Source organism: Streptomyces sp. NPDC004327 (assembly GCF_042873935.1).
GTDB lineage: Bacteria > Actinomycetota > Actinomycetes > Streptomycetales > Streptomycetaceae > Streptomyces.
This window is the reverse complement of record NZ_JBIAME010000006.1, coordinates 120,953-144,446: the sequence shown is the minus strand read 5'-3', so window position 1 is coordinate 144,446 and position 23,494 is coordinate 120,953. Positions and strand designations below refer to the sequence as shown.

Here is a 23,494-nt window from a genome sequence, read left to right as displayed (position 1 = left end):
TCCCCTTACGGGCCGGTTAGTGGCTCTCAGATCATGCCGGACGGTCGGCCTCGTCGCGCGATGCCCCCGCCAGTTGGGCGCGCTCGCGATGCTCGGCGGCCTTGCGCTCGTAGATCTCGGCCATCCTCAGGTGATACTCCGGGTTCTGCTCCTCGTACACATCGGGGATGCCGTCGTGGTCCTCGTCACGCTCCTCCTCGGCGCACAGCGCCTGGTACCTGCGCACCCGCAGCTTCAGCAGCACCGAGGCGAGCGTGGCGGCTATCAGCGAGCCGATGAGGACCGACGCCTTGACCTCGTCGGTGAGGATGGGGTCGCCCGCGAAGGCCAGCTCGCCGATGAGCAGCGAGACGGTGAAGCCGATGCCGGCGAGCGAGGCGACGGCGAAGACGTCCGGCCAGGCCAGGTCGGGGTTGAGCGAGGCCCGGGTGAAGCGGGCGGCGAGCCAGGTGCCGCCGAAGATGCCGATCGCCTTGCCCACGACGAGTCCGAGCACCACGCCGAGCGTCACGGGCTGCGTGAAGACGTCGGAGACGGCTTTCCCGGAGATCGTCACGCCGGCCGAGAACAGCGCGAACAGCGGCACGGCCAGACCGGCGGAGACCGGCCGCACCAGGTGCTCGACGTGCTCGCCGGGGGAGTGCTCCTCGCCCTCCCGGGTGGTGCAGCGCAGCATCAGGCCCATGGCGACGCCGGCGATGGTGGCGTGGACGCCGCTGTTGTACATCAGGCCCCAGATGATCAGGGCCAGCGGCACGTACACGTACCAGCCCTTGACGCCCTTGCGCAGCAGCAGCCAGAAGACGGCGAGGCCGACGACGGCGCCGCCGAGGGCCGCGAAGTTCAGGTCGCTGGTGAAGAAGATGGCGATGATCAAGATGGCGAACAGGTCGTCGACGACGGCCAGCGTGAGCAGGAAGGCCCGCAGCGCCGAGGGCAGCGAGGTGCCGATCACGGCGAGGACGGCGAGCGCGAAGGCGATGTCCGTGGCCGTGGGCACCGCCCAGCCGTCGAGCGAGCCGCCGCCGATCACGTTCACCGCCGTGTAGACCACGGCGGGCATGGCCATGCCGCACATCGCGGCGATGACGGGCAGGGCGGCGGCCTTGGGGTCGCGCAGCTCGCCCGCGACCAGCTCGCGCTTGAGCTCGATGCCGGCCACGAAGAAGAAGATCGCGAGCAGTCCGTCCGCTGCCCAGTGCTGGATCGACAGGTCGAGCCCGAGGGCGGCCGGGCCGATGTGGAAGTCCCGAATCGCCGCGTAGGAGTCCTTCAGCGGGCTGTTGGCCCAGATGAGCGCGGCGATGGCGGCGACGAGGAGCAGCACGCCGCCGACGGTCTCGGTGCGCAGCGCGTCCGCGACGTACCGGCGCTCGGGCAGCGAGAGGCGGCCGAGGAACCTGCGGTCACTGGTGGGCTTGGGCGCGGTCGTGGGCGCGGGCACGGGGCGAACCTCCGGTCGGTGGGCAGCACTGAGTACTTGCCGACCAGACTTCCCGGCGCACCTCGTAAACCCTTACTTTACCTAAAGATGCCCGGTGGTGTCCGGTGATCTTCACTTTAGGTGCGTAACGGGCAACGGGCACCCCCTGTGGACAACGGCCTGTGGACAACGCGGAGGCGCCCGTCCCGGATGCTCCGGGACGGGCGCCCACCTGTGCTTTCGTGGACTCTGCCCGCGGCTCAGTCCTCGCTCGGCGCGGCCGGCAGCCGCGTCTGGATGAGGTCCATGACCGACGAGTCCGTGAGCGTCGTGACATCGCCCAGCTCACGGTTCTCGGCGACGTCGCGGAGCAGCCGGCGCATGATCTTGCCCGAGCGGGTCTTCGGCAGCTCGGCCACCGGCAGGATCCGCTTCGGCTTGGCGATCGGGCCGAGCGTCGCGCCCACGTGGTTGCGCAGCTCGGCGACGAGGGCGTCGTCCTCGCTCGCCGTACCGCGCAGGATCACGAAGGCGACGATCGCCTGGCCGGTGGTCTCGTCGGCGGCGCCGACCACGGCGGCCTCGGCGACGGACGGGTGCGAGACCAGCGCGGACTCGACCTCGGTGGTGGAGATGTTGTGGCCCGAGACGAGCATGACGTCGTCGACGCGGCCGAGCAGCCAGATGTCGCCGTCGTCGTCCTTCTTGGCGCCGTCGCCCGCGAAGTACTTGCCCTCGAAGCGGGACCAGTAGGTGTCGATGAAGCGCTGGTCGTCGCCCCAGATGGTGCGGAGCATCGACGGCCACGGCTCGGTGAGGACCAGGTAGCCGCCGCCTCCGTTCGGGACCTCGTTCGCCTCGTCGTCGACGACGGTGGCGGAGATGCCGGGCAGCGCGCGCTGCGCGGAGCCGGGCTTGGTCTCGGTGACGCCGGGCAGCGGCGAGATCATCATCGCGCCGGTCTCGGTCTGCCACCAGGTGTCCACGATCGGGCAGCTGTCGGCGCCGATGTGCTTGCGGTACCAGATCCACGCCTCGGGGTTGATCGGCTCGCCGACCGAGCCCAGGATCCGCAGCGACGACAGGTCGAACTTGGCGGGGATGTCGTCGCCCCACTTCATGAACGTACGGATCGCCGTCGGCGCCGTGTAGAGGATCGTGACGCCGTACTTCTGCACGATCTCCCAGAACCGGCCCTGGTGCGGGGTGTCCGGGGTGCCCTCGTACATGACCTGCGTCGCGCCGTTGGCCAGTGGCCCGTACACGATGTACGAGTGGCCGGTGACCCAGCCGATGTCGGCGGTGCACCAGAAGACGTCGGTCTCCGGCTTGAGGTCGAAGACGGCGTGGTGGGTGTAGGCGGCCTGGGTGAGGTAGCCGCCGGAGGTGTGCAGGATGCCCTTCGGCTTCCCCGTGGTGCCCGAGGTGTAGAGGATGAAGAGCGGGTGCTCGGCCTCGAACGCCTCCGGGGTGTGCTCGGCGGACTGGCGGGCGACGATGTCGTCCCACCAGACGTCCCGGCCCTCGGTGAAGTCGGTGTCCTGGCCGGTGCGGCGGACCACCAGCACGTGCTCGACCTGCGGGCACTTGGCGACCGCCTCGTCGATCGCGGGCTTGAGCGCGGACGGCTTGCCGCGGCGGTAGCCGCCGTCGGCCGTGACGACCAGCTTCGCGTCGGCGTCCTGGATGCGGGAGGCGACGGCGTCGGCCGAGAAGCCGCCGAAGACGACCGAGTGGGCGGCGCCGATGCGGGCGCAGGCCAGCATGGTGACCGCGGCCTCGGGGATCATCGGCAGGTAGACGGCGACGCGGTCGCCCTTGCGCACACCGAGCTCGGTGAGGGCGTTGGCGGCCCTGGACACCTCGTCCTTGAGCTCGGCGTAGGTGATGGCGCGGCTGTCGCCGGGCTCGCCCTCGAAGTGGATGGCCACCCGGTCGCCGTGGCCGGCCTCCACGTGCCGGTCGACGCAGTTGTACGCGACGTTCAGCTCGCCGTCGGCGAACCACTTGGCGAACGGCGGGTTCGACCAGTCGAGGGTCTCGGTCGGCGCGGTGGCCCAGCTCAGCCGCTTGGCCTGCTCGGCCCAGAAGCCCAGCCTGTCCGCCTTGGCCTGCTCGTACGCCTCCGCCGTCACGTTGGCGTTCGCGGCCAGCTCGGCGGGCGGCGCGAACCGGCGCTCTTCCTTGAGCAGATTGGCCAAGGATTCGTTGCTCACGACATCTCCCTTTCCCAGGGCGTCCTATGTGCCTGTGTGTCCCGCGTCATAGCTCATCAGGCGGATGCCCGGGTGACAAGAGCCTCCGGACAATTGGTTTAGACCTGTGAGGCGCCATGCGCGGGTGGCGCCCGCTCCCCGAGCGGAGGGGAGCGGACGCCACACACTTACACGCGCGAACGGAACGGAAGGTTCGCGCCGGGCACGCCGTGCGGGCGCGGGGCCGTACCGGCTCAGGCCCGGGCTACGTCCAGGACGGGCACCGTCCGCCCCGGTGCCGTGCGCCCCGGCGTCCCCGGGGCGGGCGGCACATGGTTGAACACGTCGTCGTAGCTGTGCACCTCGTCCGTGCCGGCGAGCAGATACGCCTGGGCCTCGCCCACGTGGAAGTACATCCCGTGCAGGGTCAGGGTGCCCTCGGCGAGCCGCCGCGCCACCGGCTCGTACCGCCGCAGATTTTCCAGCTGCTGCACCACGTTGGTCAGGCACAGCTGCTCGACCTCGTCCGCCGGCAGCCGCCCGGAGATCCGGGCCCAGGCGTGGCGGCGGCTCGCCATCCGTTCCAGGCTCGGCCGGCCGTGCCGCAGCCAGCGCCGCAGTGGGGTCGTCGGGTCGTCGGCGCCACCGCCGAGCAGGGCCTGCATCGCCCCGCAGCCGGAGTGGCCGCAGATCGTGATCGACTCGACCCGCAGCACCTCCACCGCGTACTCGATCGCGGCCGCCACCGAGTCGTCCCCGCTCTCCTCGCCCGGCAGCGGCACCAGGTTCCCCACATTGCGCACGGTGAACAGGTCCCCCGGGCCACTGGACGTGATCATGCTCGTGACCACCCGGGAGTCGGCGCAGGTCAGGAACAGCTGCGAGGGCCGCTGTCCTTCCCTCGCCAGCCGCGCCAGCTCGTCCCGGACCAGCGGCGCCGTGTCCCGCTGGAACGCGCCGATGCCGGTCGCCAGCCGGTGCCCGGTGCCGCTCCGGGTCTCGCCGGCCGGCCGCTGCTCACCGCACTGGTGGTTGCGCCACGGCGTCCAGGGGTGGCAACAGGAGTGCGCGGAAGGGGAGCCGGCGGCGCCGCCGTCCTGGTCCTGCGCCCTGTCGACGATCAGGCCGCCGCCCGGCCCGGTCGTCCGCACGCTGCCGCCGTGTGCCAGGTGCGTGGCCTGCCAGTCGTGCAGCGTCTCGTACGCCGCGTGGTCCATGAAGGAGCCGTCGAGCTCCACGACGGCATCCGCCCCCGCCGGGATCTGGTGCAGGGCCCGGCTCAGCCGCGGCACCGCGAGGAAGGTCAACTGGCCTCGGATCCGGACCAGATGCCGGCCCTCCCGCTCCTCCCGGGTGATCCGGGTGCGGGCCAGCCGGTGCATCGCGACGGCCACCGCGAACGCGATCCCGAGGGCCACGCCCTCCAGGATCCCGGCGAACACCACGCCGGCCAGCGTCACCACGTAGACGAGGACTTCACGATGACGGGTGACGGTCCTGATGTGCGTGATGCTGACCATCTGTACGCCGACCACCATCACCAGGGCGGCCAGCGCCGGCAGCGGGATGAGCTCCAGGACCGGGACGAGGAAAAGGGCGGCGAGCGCGATCCAGACGCCGTGCAGTATCGCCGAGTGACGGCTCACGGCCCCGGCCGACACGTTCGCCACGCTGCGCACCGCGACCCCGGCGACCGGAAGGCCGCCGAGCGCGCCGGACACCACGTTCGCCGCGCCCTGGCCCGCGAGTTCGCGGTCGAGCCGGGAGCGGACCACGGCGGAGGAGCCGGTGGCCCCGTCGCCCGTGGCGCGCCGGGCGGCCAGCTTGTCGACCGCGACGGCGGAGAGCAGCGACTGCACGCTGGTGACCAGCGTGATGGTCAGCACGCCGGCCGCGATCCCGAGGACCGGGCCCTGCGGAAGACCGGGCAGCGCGTGGCTGCTCCATGACGGCAGGTCGACCCGCGGCACCCGGAGCCCGGCGAGCTCGGCGAACGCCGTGGCGGCGGCCACCGCGACGAGCGCGGCGGGGGCCGCGCGCAGCAGCCGTCCCGTACGGCCGGGCAGGCGAGGCCACACGAGCAGCAGTGCGACGGTGAGGGCGCTGACGGCGAGTGCGGCTCCGGAGACGTGCGCCAGCTGGGTGGGCAGGCCGAGCGCGTTGTCGACGGTGGAGCTCTGGGGGGTGCCGCCGAGCACGATGTGGAGCTGGGCGAGGGCGATGGTGACGCCGATGCCGGCGAGCATCCCGTGCACGATGGCGGGCGAGACGGCGAGGGCCGAGCGGGCCACTCGCAGGGTGGCCAGGCCGAGTTGGGCGAGACCGGCGAGGACCGTGATGGCGCAGGTGGTGCGCCAGCCGTAGCGCTGGATCAACTCGGCGGTGACGACGGTCAGTCCGGCGGCCGGGCCGCTGACCTGGAGCGGCGAGCCGCCGAGCCGGCCGGCCACGATGCCGCCGACGGCGGCGGCCACCAGGCCGGCCTGGAGCGGGGCTCCGGTGGCGAGCGCGATGCCGAGCGAGAGCGGCAGCGCGATCAGGAAGACGGCGACGGAGGCGGAGAGGTCCGCGCCGGCGATGCGGAAGCGGTGGCGGCGGCCGTCCGGCGGGCCGTGGGGCCGCTGGAGGCGGGGCCTGGTGGTCGGGCAGGTGGGGCGGTAGAGGGGCATGTTCCCGTCTCCTCCGGGTGCAGTGGCGGGGACACCGATCAACGCTCAGTAAATGGATAGTAATGGAGAGTAAAGACTCTGGCATTATTTTCGGGGCAAATAGGGCAATGATTCACCGGATCTGGTGACGGAACGTAGGCATGCCGCTTGTCGTTGCGGCTCTCCCATCGCTCGGGTGCGACGTTTACGCCGCTTGTAAGGAAATCCGAGGATCCGAGGAGAGGTGGGCGGAATGTCAACCGCCGGGAGTAGCACCGGGAGTGGGACCACTGTCCAGCGGAGGGTGCTCGCCGCCGGCGCCCTCGTCGTCGCCCTGACGGCCGGCCTCGCCGGGTGCTCCGGCTCCGACGGTGCCGGTCCGAAGGGCACGCCGGGCGCGGGCGCCGCGAAGAAGGGCGCCGCCGCCGCCCCGCGGAGCGCGTTCCGGCTGATCGGCGACGGCTCCACCGCGTTCACCGGCGCCCAGCCGCGCCAGCCCGCCTGGCAGCGGCTGAAGCCAGGTCAGGAGCCGCCGCAGTTCGTGGTGTTCTCCTGGGACGGCGCCGGCGAGGACAGCCAGAAGCTCTTCTCCCACTTCCGCACGGTGGGCAAGAAGTACGGCGCGACGATGACGTACTTCCTCAGCGGCGTGTACCTGCTGCCGGAGGAGAAGCGCGACCTCTACGACCCGCCGCAGCACTCCCCTGGCCGCTCCGACATCGGCTTCAACGACGTCGAGGGCATCCGCGACACCGTGCGGCAGCTGCGCGGCGCGTGGGAGGAGGGCAACGAGATCGGCACCCACTTCAACGGCCACTTCTGCGGCAAGGACGGAGGTGTGGGCACCTGGTCGGTCGACGAGTGGAAGAGCGAGATCAACCAGGCCAAGTCCTTCGTCAAGCACTGGAAGACCAACGCCGGCCTGAAGGCCGAGCAGCCGCTCCCGTTCGACTACGACAAGGAGCTCGTCGGCGCCCGCACGCCGTGCCTGGAGGGCCGCGAGAACTTCGTCAAGGCGGCTTCCCAGATGGGCTTCCGCTACGACACCAGCGGCGTCAACGACCAGATCTGGCCCAAGAAGGACCAGGGCCTGTGGGATCTGTCCATGCAGCTCGTGCCGGTCCCCGGCCGCGCCTTCCAGACGCTGTCCATGGACTACAACTTCCTGGTCAACCAGTCCGGTACGACGCAGGGCGACCCCTCGCAGCACGAGTACTGGGGCAACCAGATGCGCGACGGCCTCGTGCAGGCCTTCGAGCGCTCGTACCGGGGCAACCGGGCGCCGCTGATCATCGGCAACCACTTCGAGTCCTGGAACGGCGGCACCTACATGCGGGCCGTCGAGGACACCATCGCCACGGTCTGCGTGCAGAAGGACGTCAAGTGCGTCTCCTTCCGCCAGCTCGCCGACTGGCTCGACGCCCAGGACCCGGCCGTCATCGCCAAGATGCGCACCCTGAAGGTCGGCGAGGCTCCCGGGGCGGGCTGGCAGTCCTTCCTGACCTCCCGGCCGGCCGCTCCCGCGGGCGCCCCCGCCGCCGCTCCGGCCAAGCCGGCCGCACGGCACTGAGCCCTTCGCCGTACGGCACTGACACCTTCGCCGCACGGCGCTGAGCCCTTCGGAGGGGCCGAGTCCTTCCGACGGCACGCATCGCCCGGGGCCGACCTGCACCGCCAGGTCGGCCCCGGCCCCTTTTCCTCCCGCCCGCCGGGGCGCCGGCCGTCAGAACGGCTGCGGCACGGCGGCCCGTTCGTCGAGTACGAACCCGGGGTCGACCTGTGCCGCCAGGTCGGCCCCCGTCTTGGCGTTGCCCCAGCTCTCCGCGTTGCGGAGGTGGAAGTGGACCATCTGCCGGGTGTAGCGCTCCCAGTCGCGGTGGGCGTAGGAGTCGTCCGCCGCGCCCTGGAGGGTGCGCAGGGCCGCGCGGTTGGCGGCCTCCAGGGTGTCGAAGCGGGGCGGGCGGCCCTTCTCCATGGCACGGACCCAGTCGGAGTGGCCGACCGTGACCAGCAGGTCGTCGCCGACCTCGGCGCGCAGGAAGTCGACGTCGTCCGCGCCCTGCACCTTGTTGCCGACGACCTTGAGCGCGACCCCGAAGTCCCGCGCGTACTCCTTGTACTGCCGGTAGACGGAGACGCCCTTGCGGGTCGGCTCGGCGACCAGGAAGGTCATGTCGAAGCGGGTGAACATGCCCGAGGCGAAGGAGTCGGAGCCCGCGGTCATGTCGACGACCACGTACTCGTCCGGCCCGTCCACCAGGTGGTTCAGGCACAGCTCCACCGCGCCGACCTTCGAGTGGTAGCAGGCCACGCCGAGGTCCGACTCGGTGAACGGGCCCGTCGCCATCAGCCGGATCTCTTCGCCGTCGAGTCGTACGGGCCGGGCGCAGGCCGCGTAGACCGGGTTCTCCTCGCGGACCCGGAGCAGCCGCGAACCCTCCCCGGGCGGTGTCGTCTTGATCATCGTGTCGGGGGAGGCGATCCGGGGGTTGTCGCCCCGCAGGTACTCCTTGATCAGGGGCAGATGCGCGCCCATCGCGGGCAGCGCGGCGGCCTCCTCGTCGGAGAGGCCGAGCGCCGCCCCGAGGTGCTGGTTGATGTCGGCGTCGACGGCGACGACCGGGGCTCCGGTGGCGGCGAGGTGTCGGATGAAGAGCGAGGACAGCGTGGTCTTCCCGCTGCCGCCCTTCCCCACGAAAGCGATCTTCATGTTCACCTAGCGTAGCGGCATGATTGCGGCACGTGGTCGAGATGCGTGAAGAAGACCACTCCAAGGTGGGGCGGGCCCGCCGGGCGCGTAGCCTCCCTACTTATGAGTACGCACGCCTCTGACCCCCTGGCCGCCCTCGGCTCCCTGCCGGGCGTCGCCGACTCGGTGGACTCCGTACGCAAGGCCGTCGACCGGGTCTACGGCCACCGTGTGATGCGCCGCCGCAGCAACGAGATCACCGCCGAGGCGGCGCTGCGCGGTTCGCGCGGATCGGCCGCGCTCTCGGGTGCGGACTGGGCCCTGGAAGAGGTCCGCCGGCGCACCGACTTCAGCGCCGACGCGGAGGCCCGTACGCTCGGCGCGGCCCTCCGGCTGACCGCCGAGTGCGGGCAGTTGCTGTCCATCTGGCGCCAGTCGCCGGTGCGGGTGCTCGCCCGGCTCCACCTGGTCGCCGAGGGCCAGCCCGTCGACTCCACGGGCCGGCCGCGCCAGGCGGGCGAGACGGTGGACGAGCCGCTGATCGAGGCGCCGCTCCCGGCGCCCGCGGAGGTCTCGGCCCGGCTCGACGGGCTCGCGGAGCTGATCATCGCGGGCGGCGACGCCCCCGCCCTGGTCACCGCGGCCGTCGTGCACGGCGAACTGCTGGCCCTGCGCCCCTTCACCTCGCGCAACGGCCTCGTCGCGCGGGCGGCGGAGCGGATCGTGCTGATCGGCAGCGGCCTCGACCCCAAGGCGATCTGCCCGGCCGAGGTCGGCCACGCGGAGCTGGGGCGGGCGGCCTACGTGGCGGCCTTCGAGGGGTATCTGTCCGGCACTCCGGAGGGCATGGCCGCCTGGATCGCGCACTGCGGGCGCGCGGTGGAACTCGGCGTCCGCGAGTCGACGGCCGTCTGCGAGGCGCTGCAGCGGGGCGCGGCCTGAACGTCCCGTAGCGGGGCCCGAGAAGTCCCCGTACAAGGGTTGCGGCGGTACCAGACTTCGGTACCGCCGCTGGCACGTCTACCCAGTTACCAAGCGTCCTCGATATGTGCCCATCAAGCGGGGAACTTTGCCCTGCGCCTGGTGCGGCTGGCCCTTAATCGAAGGGTCGACGTCGCGTGGGTGCCAGGTTTCTGTGCGTTAGGTCCGTGGGGCCGACTTGCTCAACAGGTGATCCTCTCGGATGTCCCAGGTCTCGCGGGCCTGATTCCTTTCTACTCCTGTCCGCCAGGAAGCGAAAGTGCTGACTCCGCTTCTTTGCTTTCGCCTCAAATCCGGGCAAAGTGATCGGCAAGGCGGAGGGGCCGTGCGGCCCGGGCGAGCTCGGTGGCCTAGGCGAGCGCGGCCGCCTGCCGGCGCCGGCTGGCGTACCAGACGAGCGCGGCGGTGGCGGCGGCCGCTCCCACCGCCGCCGCGGCGACGAGCGCCGGGCGCGGCGGCATCCTGAACTCCGGCAGCCGCTGCTTCAGCCGGACCGGCTTGTCGAAGACGAGCACCGGCCAGTCCCGGGCGACCGCCTCGCGCCGCAGTGTCCGGTCCGGGTTCACCGCGTACGGGTGGCCCACGGCCTCCAGCATCGGCAGATCGGTCGCGGAGTCGCTGTACGCGTAGCAGCGCGCGAGGTCGTACCCCTCGGACTCGGCCAGCTCCCGGACCGCGTCGGCCTTGGTCGGTCCGTACGCGTAGTACTCCACCTCGCCGGTGAAGCAGCCGTCCTCGCCGACCACCATCCGCGTGGCGACCACCCGGTCGGCGCCCAGCATCTCGCCGATGGGCTCGACGACCTCGGCCCCGGAGGTCGAGACGATCACGACGTCGCGGCCGGCGGCGTGGTGGTCCTCGATGAGCGAGGCCGCCTCGTCGTAGATGATCGGGTCGATCAGATCGTGCAGGGTCTCGGCCACGAGCTCCTTGACCTGCGCCACGTTCCAGCCTTTGCAGAGCGCGGAAAGATATTCGCGCATCCGCTCCATCTGGTCGTGGTCGGCTCCGCCCGCCAGGAACACGAACTGGATGTACGCCGTCCGCAGTGCGGCGCGGCGGCTGATCAGTCCGCCCCGGTAGAAGGACTTGCTGAAGGTCAGCGTCGAGGACTTCGCAATGACCGTCTTGTCCAGGTCAAAGAAGGCGGCTGCGCGCGGCATCGAGTGGTTTTCCACGAGCCCGAGCATAGGTGCCCGCCATTCGGCGTACGCTGGGGCGCGTGGGTTTGCCTGAGAAGGCTCTCGGGTACACCATGGAAGTCACGGATCGTTCGCGACCGTGCTAACCCGGACCGGCTCCTCCCCCCCCGAGTCGGCCGGAGAGACGACCCCCGCTCTCCCCCCCGGCGGGGGTCGTCGCATGTCCGGACGTGTTTTCGGCCGTCGAACCCGCATCGCCCTCACTCCTTTCGTCCCGCGCCCCGGCGTCGCCCGGGAGGTCGTGCGGCACCCCATTTCGTCACTCAGCGTAGTCGCCGGGCTGCTCTCCGGGCAGTCCCTGTTTGGGTGGCGAAGTTATTCACAGACGGCGGGTTATCCACAGTTTTCGAGCAAGATCCACAAGATTTCCCGGATGGCTGCACGGTGATTCCGGCCGCGAAGTTCGCGGACCGCGGGAATCGCATGAGGAGTGTGTGCCGTGCACGGATCGATCACTTCCGGAAGGCCGGTGCGAGGCGGGGCGACCGCCCGCCGGGACAGGGACGCGAGCTCGGGCGCGGGTTCGGGCGCAAGCCCGGGCGTTGGGGAGGAAGGGGTGGTGCGGACGGCCCGGCCGCTGATCGTCACCGAGGACCTTGACCTCCTCGACGACCTGCTGCGGCTGTGCGCCGCCGCCGGAGCCGAACCCGAGGTCCACCACGCCGTGCCCGAGCGCAGGCCCGGCTGGACCGACCCGCCGCTCGTGCTCGTCGGCGACGACGCGGCGGCCCGCTGCCGGGGCGCCACCCGCAGGCCCGGCGTGCTGCTCGTCCGCAGGGAGCCGGACGACCCCGGCGTCTGGCGGCGCGCCGTCGAGATCGGAGCGGAAGGCGTCCTCGTCCTGCCCGGCGAGGAGAGCCGGCTCGTCGACCTGATCGCCGACGCCGTCGAAGGGACCGGCCGGCAGGCCCTCACCGTCGGCGTCATCGGCGGACGCGGCGGCGCCGGCGCCTCCACCCTCTCCTGCGCCCTGGCGCTCGCCGCCGCGCGGGCCGGGCAGCGCACCCTGCTCGTCGACGGCGATCCACTCGGCGGCGGACTCGACGTGCTGCTCGGTGGTGAACGCGCCGAAGGCCGGCGCTGGCCCGACTTCGCCGCCTCGAAGGGGCGGGTGGCAGGCGCCGCCCTGGAGGAGTCGCTGCCCGCCGTCCGGGGCGTGCGCGTGCTCAGCTGGGACCGCGGCGACCCGGTCCAGGTGCCGCCCGAGGCCATGCGCTCGGTGCTCGCCGCCGCCCGCAGGCGCGGCGGAGTCGTCGTGGTCGACCTGCCCCGCCGGGCCGACGGCGCGGTCACCCAGGCGCTGGCCCAGCTCGACCTCGGGCTGCTGCTCGTCCCGGGCGAACTGCGCGCCGTCGCCGCCGCCCACCGCGTGGCCGGAGCGGTCGGCACGGCGCTGCGCGACCTGCGCACGGTCGTCCGCGGGCCGTACGCGCCCGGGCTCGACGAACGGTGGATCGCCGACGCCCTGCGGCTGCCCCTCGTCGGTGAACTCCCCGCGGACGAAGGCCTCTCGGCCGCCGGTGACGGCGGCCCGCCACCCGGCGCCGACGCCCGCGGCGGACTCGGCCGCTTCTGCGATGCCTTCTGGGAGCAGGTCCTCGCCCCGGAGCGTGCGGCATGAGCGGCGCGGGGCTGCTCGACGCGGTGCGGCAGCGCCTCGCCGAGAGCGGCGCCGAACCGACTCCGGCCCGCGTCGCCGCGGCGCTGCGCGCCCAGGGCCGGCTGCTCGGCGACACGGAAGTCCTCGGGGCGGCCGAGGAGCTGCGCTGCGAACTCGTCGGCAGCGGACCGCTGGAGCCGCTGCTCGCCGACCCGCAGGTCACCGACGTCCTGGTCTCGGCGCCCGACCGGGTCTGGGTGGACCGCGGCGCCGGGCTCGAACCGACCGGGGTGACCTTCCCGGACGCGGCGGCCGTACGGAGGCTGGCGCAGCGCCTCGCGGCCGTCGCGGGGCGGCGCCTGGACGACGCCCGGCCCTGGGTGGACGCCCGGCTGCCGGACGGCACCCGGATGCACGCCGTGCTGCCGCCGGTCGCGGTCGGATCCACCTGCCTCTCGCTGCGGGTGGTGCGGCCGAGGGCCTTCTCCGTGGCGGAGCTGACCGAGGCCGGCACGGTCCCCCACGGCGGCGAGCCGCTGCTCCGGGCGCTGATCGAGGCCCGGGTCTCGTTCCTCGTCAGCGGCGGCACGGGATCCGGCAAGACGACCCTGCTCTCCACGCTCCTCGGCCTGGTGGGCGAACGGGAGCGGATCGTCATCGCCGAGGACTCCGCCGAACTGCGCCCCGACCACCCGCACGTGGTGCGCCTGGAGGCGCGCCCGCCGAACCAGGAGGGCGCGGGCCTCGTGACGCTGCGGGACCTCGTGCGGCAGGCGCTCCGGATGCGGCCGGACCGGCTGGTCGTCGGCGAGGTCCGGGGGCCCGAGGCGGTCGATCTGCTCGCCGCACTCAACACCGGCCACGAAGGCGGCTGCGGGACGGTCCACGCCAACACGGCGGCCGACGTGCCGGCCCGCCTGGAGGCCCTGGGCACGGCGGCGGGGCTCGACCGGGCCGCCCTGCACAGCCAGTTGGGCGCCGGGCTCTCGGCGGTGCTGCACGTGGTGCGCGACCGCTCGGGCCGCCGGCGGATCGCCGAGGTGCACGTCCTGGAGCGGGACCGGGAGGGGCTGGTGGTGACGGTGCCCGCGCTGCGCTGGGCGGCCGGCGGGTTCGAGCGCGAGCAGGGCTGGGGGCGGCTGCGGTCGCTGATCGGAGGGGAGCGGTGATGACGACGACGGTCGCGGCGGTGGTGATGTGCGCGGCGGCGCTGTGGTGGACGGCCGAGCGGGCGCGGGCGCTGCGCCGGGCCCGTCTGGTCCTGGCGCTGCCCGCCGGGACGGGAGTGCTGCTCCGGCCGGCGGCCGCCCGGCGCTGGTGGCACGTGGTGCGCGGCCGGCGGGAGTGGTGGTGTCTGCCGGTGGCGGCGGTGTGCGCGCTCCTCGGGGCGTCGCCGCTCCCGCTGCTCGCGGGCGCGGTGGCGGTGCCGCTGGTGGGGCGCGGGCTGCGGGGTGCCCAGAGGCGCCGTGAGCAAGAGGCGCGGGCGGCCCGGGTGGTGGACCTGTGCGGGGCGGTCGCCGGGGAGCTGAGAGCCGGGTGGCAGCCCGCGCCGGCGCTGGCCTTCGCCGCGCGGACGACGGGGGCGCTGGGCGGCCACGAGGCCGCGGTCCTCGCGGCGGCCCGCTTCGGCGGGGACGTGCCGGAGGCGCTGCGCCGGGCCGCCCGGCGGGACGGGGCCGACGGGCTCGCCGGGATGGCCGCCTGCTGGCAGGTCGCCGTGGACGGCGGCGCGGGCCTCGCGACCGGCCTCGACCGGCTGGAGGCCGCGCTGCGGGCCCACCGGGACCGGCAGGAGAAGCTGCGGGCCCAACTGTCCGGGGCCTGGGCCACGGTGGCCGTCCTCGCGGTGCTGCCGGTCGCCGGACTCGGTCTCGGCGCGGCGCTCGGGGCCAGGCCGCTGTGGGTGCTGCTGCACACCCCGGCCGGCCTGGGATGCCTGCTCGTCGGCGGCGCCCTGGAGGCCGTGGGGCTGTGGTGGGCGGCCCGGATCGTGCGGGGCGGTGAGCGGCTGTGACGGCGGTTCTCGCGGCGCTGTGCGCGCTGGCCGCGGCAGCCGTGGCGCTTGCCGGCCGGCACCGGGACCGGCGGACACGCCGAAGGGCCGTTCTGCTGCTCGCCGTGGAACCGGCACCCGAGCGCCGGCGTAGCCCCGAGCTTTCCGCCCGCGTGCGGGCCTTGGGCGTGCCATGTGCGGCGGGTCTCGCGGGATGCGTACTGGTCGGCGGGGTGCTGGGGCTGCTCGTCGGGGCCGGGGCCGCCGGGGCCGTGTGGTGGTGGCGGGCGCGGCGTCCGCGCGAAGAGCCCGAGATCGCGAAGGAGCGGGCGGAGGCGGAGCGTCAGCTGCCGCTCGCCGCGGATCTGTTGGCGGCCTGCGCCTCGGCCGGGGCCGCGCCCGGCGAGGCGGCGGAGGCGGTGGGCCGGTCGCTGGGCGGGCCGGTCGGCGAACGGCTGATGCGGACGGCGGCCGAGCTGCGGCTCGGCGGCGAACCGGCCGAGGTGTGGCGGAGGTTCGGGGAGATACCCGGAGCGGCGGGTCTGGCCCGCTGCCTGGAGCGCGCGGCCTCCTCCGGGGCTCCCGCGGCCGAGGCCGTGGCGCGGCACGCCGAGGGCCTGCGCTCGGCCCGCGCCCGCGCGGCGGCCACCCGGGCGCAGCGGGCGCAGGTGCTCATCACGGCACCGGTCGGGCTGTGCTTCCTGCCCGCCTTCCTGGCGGTGGGGGTGGCCCCGGTGGTGATCGGCCTGGCGAGCGGACTGCTCGGCGGCAGATGAGGAAGCGGCAGGCGGAGAAACAACCGCCCGGTGTGCCGGCGGGCGACTCGGCAGACAGCCGAAGTCAGCAGGCGGCTGACCGTGACGGACGGCCGAAGGCGGACAGCCGAAGTCAGCAGGCGGCTGACCGTGACGGACGGCCGAAGACGGAAAGCGGCTGATGGTGACGGACAGCCGAGGACAGAAGACAGCCGAAGGCGACCAATCGAACGAGGAGTTGGACATGAAGGTCGGGAAGTGGACGTCCCTGAAGAAGTGGTGGCGGGCCCGGATGGCGGCGGTGAAGCGCGACGCGGGCATGAGCACCACCGAGTACGCGATGGGCACGATCGCCGCGGCGGCGTTCGCGGCCGTGCTCTACAAGGTGGTGACCAGCGGCACGGTCTCGAAGGCGCTGGAGTCGGTGATCGGGAAGGCCCTCGATGCGCCGTTCTGACCGGGGCTCGGTGACCGCGGAGGCGGCGGTCGTGCTGCCCGCTCTCGTCCTGTTCACGGCGGCGCTGCTGTGGGCGCTGGCCGCGGCGGCCGCGCAGATCCGGTGCGTGGACGCGGCCAGGGCCGGGGCGCGGGCGGTGGCCCGGTCAGAGCCGGTGCCGGCCGCCGAGGCCGCGGCCCGGGCGGCGGCTCCCGAGGGCGCCCGGGTGACCGTGGCGCGGGAGGGCGAGCTGTGGCGGGTGACGGTGGAGGCGACGGCGCCCGGTCCCGGCGGCCTGGGGCTGACGCTGCGGGCCGGGGCGGCGGCGCTCGCCGAGGAGACGGTGGGGGAGGCGGCGCCATGAGCCGGCGGCGCGCGGACCGGGGATCGGCGACCGTGTTCACCGCGTTCGCCGCGTGCGCCTTGTGCGTGGTGTTCGGCGCCGTCCTCGCCCTCGGCCAGGCCGTCACCGCCCGCCACCGGGCGGGTGCGGCCGCCGATCTGGCGGCGCTGGCCGCCGCCGACCGTGCCCTGTGGGGCGAGGCCGACGCGTGCGCGGCCGCCGGCCGGGTGGCCGCCGCGCAGGGGGCCGCGCTGACCCGCTGCCGGGTCCGGGAGGACATCGCTGATGTCGGCGCACGCGTCACCCTCGGGCCCTGGTCGGTGGAGGTCAGGTCGCGGGCGGGCCCTCCGGGGCCCCGGGGGCTTCCGGGTCTGTCGGCAGGGGAGCCTCGCGGAGGAGTTCCGTGAGGAGGCGGACCGCGCCGCGCTTGTGGAGGGGGTCGTTGCCGTTGCCGCACTTGGGGGACTGGATGCAGGAGGGGCAGCCGGCGTCGCACTCGCAGGAGGCGATGGCCTCGCGGGTGGCGCTGAGCCAGGCGCGGGCGGTGTGGAAGGCGCGTTCGGCGAAGCCGGCGCCGCCGGGGTGCCCGTCGTAGACGAAGACGGTCGGCAGCAGGGTGTCGGGGTGGAGCGGGACGGAGACGCCGCCGATGTCCCAGCGGTCGCAGGTGGCGAAGAGGGGGAGCATGCCGATGGAGGCGTGTTCGGCGGCGTGCAGGGCGCCGCCGAGGATCTCCGGGTTGATCCGGGCGGCGTCGAGCTGGTCCTCGGTGACCGTCCACCACACGGCCCGGGTGCGCAGGGTGCGGGGCGGCAGGTCGAGCTTGGTCTCGCCGAGCACCTCGCCGGTGATCAGACGGCGGCGGAGGAAGGAGACGACCTGGTTGGTGACCTCGACGGAGCCGTAGCAGAGGCGGCCGGCTCCCCAGGGGATCTCGGTGTCGGTGGACAGGACGGAGATGGAGGTGGTGTCGCGGGCGGTGGTCGAGTACGGCGGGTTCGCCTCCTCGACCAGGGCCACGGAGTCCTTCAGGTCGAGCTCGCGGACCAGATAGGTGCGGCCCTGGTGGAGGTGGACGGCGCCCTCGTGGACGGAGGCGTGGGAGGCGGCCTCGTCGACGGTGCCGAGCAGCCGGCCGGTGCCGGCCTCGACGATCCGGACCGGGCTGCCCCCGCCGCCCCGGATGTCGGTGAGGTCGGCGGCCCGCTCACGGCGGGTCCAGTACCAGCCGCCGGTGCGGCGGCGCAGCAGCCCGGCGGACTCCAGCTGGGGCAGAAGTTCGGGCACGGCCGGGCCGAAGAGTGTCAGGTCGGCCTCGGTCAGCGGCAGCTCGGCGGCCGCCGCGCACAGATGGGGGGCGAGGACGTAGGGGTTGTCGGGGTCGAGGACGGTCGACTCGACGGGCTGCCGGAAGATCGCCTCGGGGTGGTGGACCAGGAAGGTGTCCAGCGGGTCGTCGCGGGCGACCAGGACGGCGAGGGCGCCCTCGCCCGATCGGCCGGCGCGGCCCGCCTGCTGCCACAGGGAGGCGCGGGTGCCGGGATAGCCCGCGATGACCACGGCGTCCAGGCCCGAGACGTCGATGCCCAGCTCCAGGGCGGTCGTCGCGGCGAGGCCGAGCAGTTCCCCGGAGTGCAGGGCCCGCTCCAGGGCGCGCCGCTCCTCGGGGAGGTAGCCGCCCCGGTAGGCGGCGACCCGGCGGGCGAGGGAGCGGTCGACCTCGGCGAGGCGTTCCTGGGCGATCACGGAGATCAGTTCGGCGCCGCGCCGGGAGCGGACGAAGGCGACCGAGCGGACGCCCTGCACGGTCAGGTCGGTCAGCAGGTCGGCGGTCTCGGCGGTGGCGGTGCGGCGGACCGGGGCGCCCTGCTCGCCGTGCAGCTCGGTCAGCGGCGGCTCCCACAGGGCGAAGACCAGTTCGCCGCGCGGGGAGGCGTCGTCGGCGACCTCGGTGACCGGCAGGCCGGTGAGCCGGCCGGCGGCCAGGGCGGGCTGGGCGGAGGTGGCCGAGGCGAGCAGGAAGACCGGCTCGGAGCCGTACCGGGCGCAGATGCGCCGCAGGCGGCGCAGCACCTGGGCGACGTGGGAGCCGAAGACGCCCCGGTAGGTGTGGCACTCGTCGACGACGACATAGCGCAGGGAGCGCAGGAAGGAGGACCAGCGGGGGTGGGAGGGGAGTATGCCCCGGTGCAGCATGTCGGGGTTGGTGAGCACGTAGTTGGCGTACTGCCGGACCCACTCGCGCTCCTCGACCGGCGTGTCGCCGTCGTAGACGGCGGGCCGGATCCGGTTGCCGAGCGGGGCGGCCAGTTGGCGCACGGACCGCCGCTGGTCGGCGGCGAGGGCCTTGGTGGGGGCCAGGTAGAGGGCGGTGGTGCCGCGGCCGTTCGGGGCCTCGGCGCCGTCCAGGAGGGTGGACAGGACCGGGGTGAGATAGGCGAGCGACTTGCCCGAGGCGGTTCCCGTGGCGATCACCACGGAGGTGCCGTCCAGGGCGTGCTCGGCCGCCTCCGCCTGGTGGGCCCAGGGGTGGTCGATGCCGGCCTTCTCGATGGCGGCGATCACTTCCGAGCGGATGCGGTGCGGCCACACGGCATGGCGGCCCTCGCGGGCGGGCAGATGCTCCGTATGGGTGATGCGCGCGGCCCGGCTCTCGCCTCGCGAGAGCCGGTCGAGCACCTCGCTCGGGGAGGGGCGGCTGCCCGTCTCTGCGGCGGGTCGGCTGGGGCGGTGATTCTCGGCCATCGGCTCCGAGTGTGTCACCGGCGTGACGGACAATGCTCCCAAGGCGTCGTGCATGGCTGCCGGTAAGTGATTGAATGCCATCGCGGCCGGCGTCCGTCCCGTGGCTCCGCACGGGAGTCCAGAGGGACGGCCGCTCGATAGCTAGGTGCTGGAGGACCCGTGGACCTGTCTCTGTCGACTCGCACTGTGTCCGGCCCCAACGGCGACCGAACGGTCGTCGAGGTCGGTGGCGAGATTGATGTGTATACCGCGCCCAAGCTGCGCGAGCAGTTGGTCGAGTTGGTGAACGACGGCAGCTACCACCTGGTTGTCGACATGGAAGGCGTGGACTTCCTCGACTCGACTGGCCTCGGCGTGCTTGTGGGCGGTCTGAAGCGCGTGCGCGCGCACGAGGGATCGCTGCGCCTGGTCTGCAACCAGGAGCGCATTCTCAAGATCTTCCGGATCACCGGTCTCACCAAGGTGTTCCCGATCCACACCTCGGTGGACGAGGCCATCAACGCTGCCGACTGAGGCCCCGCGCAGCCGTCGCGCGGCCCTCGCCCTCGTGCATCCGTCGAGAATCCCAGGGGGATCGCATGGCCACCGTTGAACTGCTCTTCAGTGCCCAGCCCGAGCACGTCCGCACGGCCCGTCTCGTGGCCGCGGCGGTCGCCCGCCGGGCCGGGGTCGACGAGGCGGTCCTCGACGAGGTCCGGCTCGCCGTGGGCGAGGCGTGTTCCCGCGCGGTCGGGCTGCATCGCAGCAACGGGGTCACCACCCCGGTGCGCGTCGTGCTGACCGAGGAGGAGAAGACCTTCTCCATCGAGGTCGGCGACGAGGTGCCCGGGGCGGGTGTGGCCGCGGCCGACGCCGCCGGGGTGCCCGGCGAGCGCGACGCGGCACCGGCCGAGGACTTCGACGACGCGAACGGCGAGGACGAGATGGGCCTTGCGGTGATCCGCGGGCTCGTCGACGACGTCGAGGTGAGCGCCGGCGAGGACGGCGGCACCATCCGGATGAGCTGGCCGGCCGACCCGGACGCCCCGCTCGCCTGACCCGTGGCCGCGGCTCGGCCGTGGCCGGCCGGAGCGGTGGACGCGCCGGAGTGTGAAGAGAGAGGCCCTGCCCTGCAGGGCCTCTTCTCGTTGCTCCGGGTCGTTGCTCCGGGACCCGAACGGTCGCGTTTTCCTTCGTCCCGTTACCGCATTCGGCGGTACTTGCGAAGTATTCGCCCTTTACAAATGCGGCGCCCTGTTTTGAGCTGGTTTCCGTCCTTACAATCCGCCTTGTCCTGACCTCGCGACGTCAAGGAGGACGAAATGGCGGGTCTCGCAGCCGCGGTGCTCACCCAGGAGAACCGCGTGATCGTGGTCGCCGTCGCGGCCGTCGCGCTCGCGGCGCTGGTCGTGGCCCAGCTTCTCGTCCGGCAGGTACTGCGGGCGGGCGAGGGCACGGAGAAGATGAAGGAGATCGCGGGCGCCGTCCAGGAGGGCGCGAACGCCTATCTCGCCCGGCAGCTGCGCACCGTCGGCGTCTTCGCCGTCGTCGTGTTCTTCCTGCTCTTCCTGCTGCCCGCCGACAACTGGTCGCAGCGGGCCGGTCGCTCGCTGTTCTTCCTGGTGGGAGCGCTTTTCTCGGCGGTCACCGGCTATCTCGGCATGCGGCTCGCCGTCCGCGCGAACGTGCGCGTCGCCGCCGCGGCCCGGGAGGCCACGCCCGCCCCGGGCGAACCGGAGCGGGACCTGACGACCGTCGCCCACCGGGCCATGAAGATCGCGTTTCGCACCGGTGGCGTGGTCGGCATGTTCACCGTCGGCCTCGGGCTGCTCGGCGCCTCCTGCGTGGTGCTCGTCTACGCCGCCGACGCGCCGAAGGTCCTGGAGGGCTTCGGCCTCGGCGCCGCGCTCATCGCCATGTTCATGCGCGTCGGCGGCGGCATCTTCACCAAGGCCGCCGACGTCGGCGCCGACCTGGTCGGCAAGGTCGAGCAGGGCATTCCCGAGGACGACCCGCGCAACGCCGCCACCATCGCCGACAACGTGGGCGACAACGTCGGAGACTGCGCCGGCATGGCCGCCGACCTCTTCGAGTCGTACGCCGTCACGCTCGTCGCCGCGCTGATCCTCGGCAAGGCCGCCTTCGGCGACCTCGGGCTCGCCTTCCCGCTGATGGTGCCGGCGATCGGCGTGGTCACCGCGATGATCGGCATCTTCGCGGTCGCCCCGCGGCGCGCCGACCGCAGCGGGATGAGCGCCATCAACCGGGGCTTCTTCCTCTCGGCGCTGATCTCGCTCGCCCTCGTCGCCGTCGCCGTCTTCGCCTACCTGCCGTCGTCCTACGCCGACCTCAAGGGCGTCACCGAGCCCGGCATCCCCACCCACCCCGGCGACCCGCGCGTCCTCGCCCTGGTCGCGGTCGCCATCGGCATCGTGCTCGCCGCGCTGATCCAGCAGCTCACCGGCTACTTCACCGAGACCGGCCGGCGTCCGGTCCGCGACATCGGCAAGTCCTCCCTGACCGGACCCGCCACCGTCGTCCTCGCCGGCATCTCGCTCGGCCTGGAGTCCGCCGTCTACACGGCCCTGCTCATCGGGCTGGCCGTCTACGGCGCGTTCCTGCTGGGCGGCGCCTCCATCATGCTGGCGCTGTTCGCGGTCGCCCTGGCCGGTACCGGGCTGCTCACCACGGTCGGCGTGATCGTCGCCATGGACACCTTCGGACCGGTCTCCGACAACGCGCAGGGCATCGCGGAGATGTCCGGGGACGTGCGGGGCGCGGGCGCGCGGGTGCTCACCGACCTCGACGCCGTCGGCAACACCACCAAGGCGATCACCAAGGGCATCGCCATCGCCACCGCCGTCCTCGCCGCGGCCGCGCTGTTCGGTTCCTACCGGGACGCCATCGCGACCGCCGTCGCCGACGTCGGGGCGAAGGCGAGCGCGACGAACCTCGCCATGGACATCTCCCAGCCCAACAACCTCTTCGGCATGGTCCTGGGTGCCGCCGTCGTCTTCCTCTTCTCCGGGCTCGCGATCAACGCCGTGTCCCGGTCCGCCGGTGCGGTGGTGTACGAGGTGCGGCGGCAGTTCCGCGAGCACCCGGGGATCATGGACTACAGCGAGAAACCCGAGTACGGGCGGGTCGTCGACATCTGCACCAAGGACGCGCTGCGCGAGCTCGCCACGCCCGGCCTGCTCGCGGTGATGGCCCCGATCGCGGTCGGCTTCACCCTCGGCGTCGGCCCGCTCGGCGCGTACCTCGCCGGCGCGATCGGCACCGGCGCCCTGATGGCGGTCTTCCTCGCCAACTCGGGCGGCGCCTGGGACAACGCCAAGAAGCTGGTCGAGGACGGTCACCACGGCGGCAAGGGCAGCGACGCGCACGCCGCGACGGTCATCGGCGACACGGTCGGCGACCCGTTCAAGGACACCGCGGGCCCATCGATCAACCCGCTCCTGAAGGTGATGAACCTGGTGGCGCTGCTCATCGCCCCGGCGGTCGTGCAGTTCAGTTACGGGGCCGACGCGAGCGCCTGGCTGCGGGCGCTGGTGGCGGTCGTCGCGCTGGCCGTCATCGTGGCGGCGGTCCGCGTCTCCAAGCGGCGCTCGGTGGTGGTGGGCGACGACACGCCCGAGCGGAACGGTTCGTCGACGGACGCCGCGGTCCCCTCGTAGCGCTTGTTGATGCACCGCCAAAGGGGCGGTGCCGGGCGGGGGACGATGTCAGGTTCCGACGTGATGTCCGCCCCTGTTCGCTTGGGGCAAAAGGCTGCAATATCGGATGAACCGGTCGCACGATCGGTGGATCCTCCGCGTCCGGCGTGTATGTTCCGGGGCCGAGAGCCTTGGAAGGGACCGATCCGGTGAACAAGAAGCTTGCGGCCGCACTGTCCGGCGGCACGGTACTGATGCTCGCGCTGTCGGGTTGCAGCAACGACGAGGGCAACAAGGTCGACGACTGGGCCAAGACGTTCTGCGACCAGGCGCAGCCGCAGATCCAGAAGCGGGCCAACGCCAACCAGCTGATCATCTCCACGGCGGCCGACAGCAAGCCGGCCACCATCCAGGCCGCCGACTCCAAGGCCTTCGCGGACATCGCCGCCGCCGACCGGGCCCTCGCCAAGGCCGTCGAGAGCGCCGGTGCGCCTCCGGTCGACAACGGCCAGAAGATCCAGCAGGACGCCGTCAAGGAGCTCAACGCCACCGCGGTGGCCTACGACGGGCTGAAGAAGCAGGTCGACGCGCTCGACACGACGAACCAGCAGAAGTTCGCCGACGGGCTCAAGGTCGTCTCCGACAACCTGGCGAAGATCCAGAACATGGACCAGGACGCCGTGGCCAAGCTCCAGGCCGGCGAGCTCGGCCAGGCCATGGCCAAGCAGCCCGGCTGCCAGACCCCGAAGGCGTCCGCGCCGCCGGCCGCGTCCCCGAAGGCGGGCGCCCCGGACGCCAAGCCCTCCGGCTCGGCGAAGCCTTCCGCCTCCGCCAAGAGCGAGTAGTCCG

At 73.0% G+C, this 23,494-nt stretch carries 19 protein-coding genes; 13 read left to right on the top strand and 6 right to left on the bottom strand.

The window, feature by feature from the left end; genetic code table 11:
- Positions 1-31 precede the first annotated feature (31 nt).
- The 3 genes from nhaA to ACFYU9_RS21330 all read right to left on the bottom strand — a co-directional run bounded on the left by nhaA (position 32) and on the right by ACFYU9_RS21330 (position 6,287).
- Positions 32-1,444: a Na+/H+ antiporter NhaA gene (nhaA, locus tag ACFYU9_RS21340; RefSeq protein ID WP_389345708.1), complete on the bottom strand. Its 1,413-nt coding sequence runs from the start codon at positions 1,442-1,444 to the stop codon at positions 32-34.
- 239 nt (positions 1,445-1,683) lie between these two features.
- On the bottom strand, positions 1,684-3,639 hold the full coding sequence (acs, locus tag ACFYU9_RS21335; RefSeq protein WP_389211239.1) for an acetate--CoA ligase: 1,956 nt from the start codon (positions 3,637-3,639) through the stop codon (positions 1,684-1,686).
- A gap of 233 nt (positions 3,640-3,872) precedes the next feature.
- The gene (locus tag ACFYU9_RS21330) at positions 3,873-6,287 is read right to left on the bottom strand and encodes a SulP family inorganic anion transporter (protein ID WP_389345707.1); all 2,415 of its coding nucleotides are present in this window, start codon (positions 6,285-6,287) and stop codon (positions 3,873-3,875) included.
- 232 nt (positions 6,288-6,519) lie between these two features.
- On the opposite strand from ACFYU9_RS21330, the gene ACFYU9_RS21325 reads away from it, so the two are divergent.
- On the top strand, positions 6,520-7,836 hold the full coding sequence (locus ACFYU9_RS21325) for a hypothetical protein (protein ID WP_389211241.1): 1,317 nt from the start codon (positions 6,520-6,522) through the stop codon (positions 7,834-7,836).
- A 153-nt stretch (positions 7,837-7,989) separates the two neighbouring features.
- Here the strand turns inward: ACFYU9_RS21325 and ACFYU9_RS21320 are convergent, their stop codons facing one another.
- Positions 7,990-8,976 (bottom strand): ATP-binding protein, encoded by a 987-nt coding sequence (locus ACFYU9_RS21320; RefSeq protein ID WP_389211243.1) that lies wholly within the window; start codon positions 8,974-8,976, stop codon positions 7,990-7,992.
- Positions 8,977-9,078: 102 nt separating this feature from the next.
- Between ACFYU9_RS21320 and ACFYU9_RS21315 the strand changes: the two genes are divergently transcribed.
- On the top strand, positions 9,079-9,897 hold the full coding sequence (locus ACFYU9_RS21315) for an oxidoreductase (protein WP_389345706.1): 819 nt from the start codon (positions 9,079-9,081) through the stop codon (positions 9,895-9,897).
- Between the two features lie 389 nt (positions 9,898-10,286).
- Here ACFYU9_RS21315 and ACFYU9_RS21310 read toward each other — a convergent pair whose 3' ends face one another.
- Positions 10,287-11,126 carry an HAD family hydrolase gene (locus ACFYU9_RS21310; protein ID WP_389211247.1) on the bottom strand — a complete coding sequence of 280 codons (840 nt, stop codon included), beginning with the start codon at positions 11,124-11,126 and terminating at the stop codon, positions 10,287-10,289.
- Between the two features lie 568 nt (positions 11,127-11,694).
- Here ACFYU9_RS21310 and ssd point away from each other — a divergent pair.
- From ssd to ACFYU9_RS21275, 7 genes are all read left to right on the top strand, one after another.
- Positions 11,695-12,759: a septum site-determining protein Ssd gene (gene ssd, locus ACFYU9_RS21305; RefSeq protein WP_389345705.1), complete on the top strand. Its 1,065-nt coding sequence runs from the start codon at positions 11,695-11,697 to the stop codon at positions 12,757-12,759.
- The gene (locus ACFYU9_RS21300; protein ID WP_389211250.1) at positions 12,756-13,907 is read left to right on the top strand and encodes a TadA family conjugal transfer-associated ATPase; all 1,152 of its coding nucleotides are present in this window, start codon (positions 12,756-12,758) and stop codon (positions 13,905-13,907) included. Before ssd ends, ACFYU9_RS21300 begins: the two co-directional genes overlap by 4 nt.
- Positions 13,907-14,752 (top strand): type II secretion system F family protein, encoded by an 846-nt coding sequence (locus ACFYU9_RS21295; RefSeq protein ID WP_389345704.1) that lies wholly within the window; start codon positions 13,907-13,909, stop codon positions 14,750-14,752. Before ACFYU9_RS21300 ends, ACFYU9_RS21295 begins: the two co-directional genes overlap by 1 nt.
- The gene (locus tag ACFYU9_RS21290; protein ID WP_389211255.1) at positions 14,749-15,507 is read left to right on the top strand and encodes a type II secretion system F family protein; all 759 of its coding nucleotides are present in this window, start codon (positions 14,749-14,751) and stop codon (positions 15,505-15,507) included. The genes ACFYU9_RS21295 and ACFYU9_RS21290 overlap by 4 nt, the downstream gene beginning before the upstream one ends.
- 223 nt (positions 15,508-15,730) lie before the next feature.
- The gene (locus ACFYU9_RS21285) at positions 15,731-15,943 is read left to right on the top strand and encodes a DUF4244 domain-containing protein (protein WP_389211257.1); all 213 of its coding nucleotides are present in this window, start codon (positions 15,731-15,733) and stop codon (positions 15,941-15,943) included.
- Positions 15,930-16,286, top strand: a complete 357-nt coding sequence (locus ACFYU9_RS21280; protein WP_389211258.1) for a TadE family type IV pilus minor pilin — start codon at positions 15,930-15,932, stop codon at positions 16,284-16,286. Before ACFYU9_RS21285 ends, ACFYU9_RS21280 begins: the two co-directional genes overlap by 14 nt.
- On the top strand, positions 16,283-16,672 hold the full coding sequence (locus ACFYU9_RS21275) for an Rv3654c family TadE-like protein (RefSeq protein ID WP_389211260.1): 390 nt from the start codon (positions 16,283-16,285) through the stop codon (positions 16,670-16,672). The genes ACFYU9_RS21280 and ACFYU9_RS21275 overlap by 4 nt, the downstream gene beginning before the upstream one ends.
- On the opposite strand, the gene ACFYU9_RS21270 is transcribed toward ACFYU9_RS21275, so the two are convergent.
- On the bottom strand, positions 16,593-19,091 hold the full coding sequence (locus ACFYU9_RS21270; RefSeq protein WP_389211262.1) for a DEAD/DEAH box helicase: 2,499 nt from the start codon (positions 19,089-19,091) through the stop codon (positions 16,593-16,595). The two genes, ACFYU9_RS21275 and ACFYU9_RS21270, sit on opposite strands and share 80 nt — an antisense overlap.
- 78 nt (positions 19,092-19,169) lie before the next feature.
- Between ACFYU9_RS21270 and ACFYU9_RS21265 the strand changes: the two genes are divergently transcribed.
- The 4 genes from ACFYU9_RS21265 to ACFYU9_RS21250 all read left to right on the top strand — a co-directional run bounded on the left by ACFYU9_RS21265 (position 19,170) and on the right by ACFYU9_RS21250 (position 23,490).
- Entirely contained in the window at positions 19,170-19,523 is a 354-nt protein-coding gene (locus tag ACFYU9_RS21265; RefSeq protein ID WP_389211264.1) for an STAS domain-containing protein, read from the top strand.
- A gap of 65 nt (positions 19,524-19,588) precedes the next feature.
- Positions 19,589-20,047: an ATP-binding protein gene (locus ACFYU9_RS21260; protein WP_389211266.1), complete on the top strand. Its 459-nt coding sequence runs from the start codon at positions 19,589-19,591 to the stop codon at positions 20,045-20,047.
- Between the two features lie 264 nt (positions 20,048-20,311).
- A complete protein-coding gene (locus ACFYU9_RS21255) occupies positions 20,312-22,666 on the top strand; it encodes a sodium-translocating pyrophosphatase (RefSeq protein ID WP_389211268.1) in 2,355 nt (784 codons plus the stop codon).
- Between the two features lie 188 nt (positions 22,667-22,854).
- A complete protein-coding gene (locus tag ACFYU9_RS21250) occupies positions 22,855-23,490 on the top strand; it encodes a small secreted protein (protein WP_389211270.1) in 636 nt (211 codons plus the stop codon).
- Positions 23,491-23,494: the final 4 nt, after the last annotated feature.

What these genes read in the sequence shown, in the direction of transcription:
- ACFYU9_RS21330 (WP_389345707.1), bottom strand. Translation starts at nt 6,287, where the DNA reads ATGCCCCTCTACCGCCCCACCTGCCCGACCACCAGGCCCCGCCTCCAG.
- ACFYU9_RS21325 (WP_389211241.1), top strand. Translation starts at nt 6,520, where the DNA reads ATGTCAACCGCCGGGAGTAGCACCGGGAGTGGGACCACTGTCCAGCGG.
- ACFYU9_RS21320 (WP_389211243.1), bottom strand. Translation starts at nt 8,976, where the DNA reads ATGAAGATCGCTTTCGTGGGGAAGGGCGGCAGCGGGAAGACCACGCTG.
- ACFYU9_RS21315 (WP_389345706.1), top strand. Translation starts at nt 9,079, where the DNA reads ATGAGTACGCACGCCTCTGACCCCCTGGCCGCCCTCGGCTCCCTGCCG.
- ACFYU9_RS21310 (WP_389211247.1), bottom strand. Translation starts at nt 11,126, where the DNA reads ATGCTCGGGCTCGTGGAAAACCACTCGATGCCGCGCGCAGCCGCCTTC.
- ACFYU9_RS21300 (WP_389211250.1), top strand. Translation starts at nt 12,756, where the DNA reads ATGAGCGGCGCGGGGCTGCTCGACGCGGTGCGGCAGCGCCTCGCCGAG.
- ACFYU9_RS21295 (WP_389345704.1), top strand. Translation starts at nt 13,907, where the DNA reads ATGACGACGACGGTCGCGGCGGTGGTGATGTGCGCGGCGGCGCTGTGG.
- ACFYU9_RS21285 (WP_389211257.1), top strand. Translation starts at nt 15,731, where the DNA reads ATGAAGGTCGGGAAGTGGACGTCCCTGAAGAAGTGGTGGCGGGCCCGG.
- ACFYU9_RS21280 (WP_389211258.1), top strand. Translation starts at nt 15,930, where the DNA reads ATGCGCCGTTCTGACCGGGGCTCGGTGACCGCGGAGGCGGCGGTCGTG.
- ACFYU9_RS21275 (WP_389211260.1), top strand. Translation starts at nt 16,283, where the DNA reads ATGAGCCGGCGGCGCGCGGACCGGGGATCGGCGACCGTGTTCACCGCG.
- ACFYU9_RS21270 (WP_389211262.1), bottom strand. Translation starts at nt 19,091, where the DNA reads ATGGCATTCAATCACTTACCGGCAGCCATGCACGACGCCTTGGGAGCA.
- ACFYU9_RS21260 (WP_389211266.1), top strand. Translation starts at nt 19,589, where the DNA reads ATGGCCACCGTTGAACTGCTCTTCAGTGCCCAGCCCGAGCACGTCCGC.
- ACFYU9_RS21255 (WP_389211268.1), top strand. Translation starts at nt 20,312, where the DNA reads ATGGCGGGTCTCGCAGCCGCGGTGCTCACCCAGGAGAACCGCGTGATC.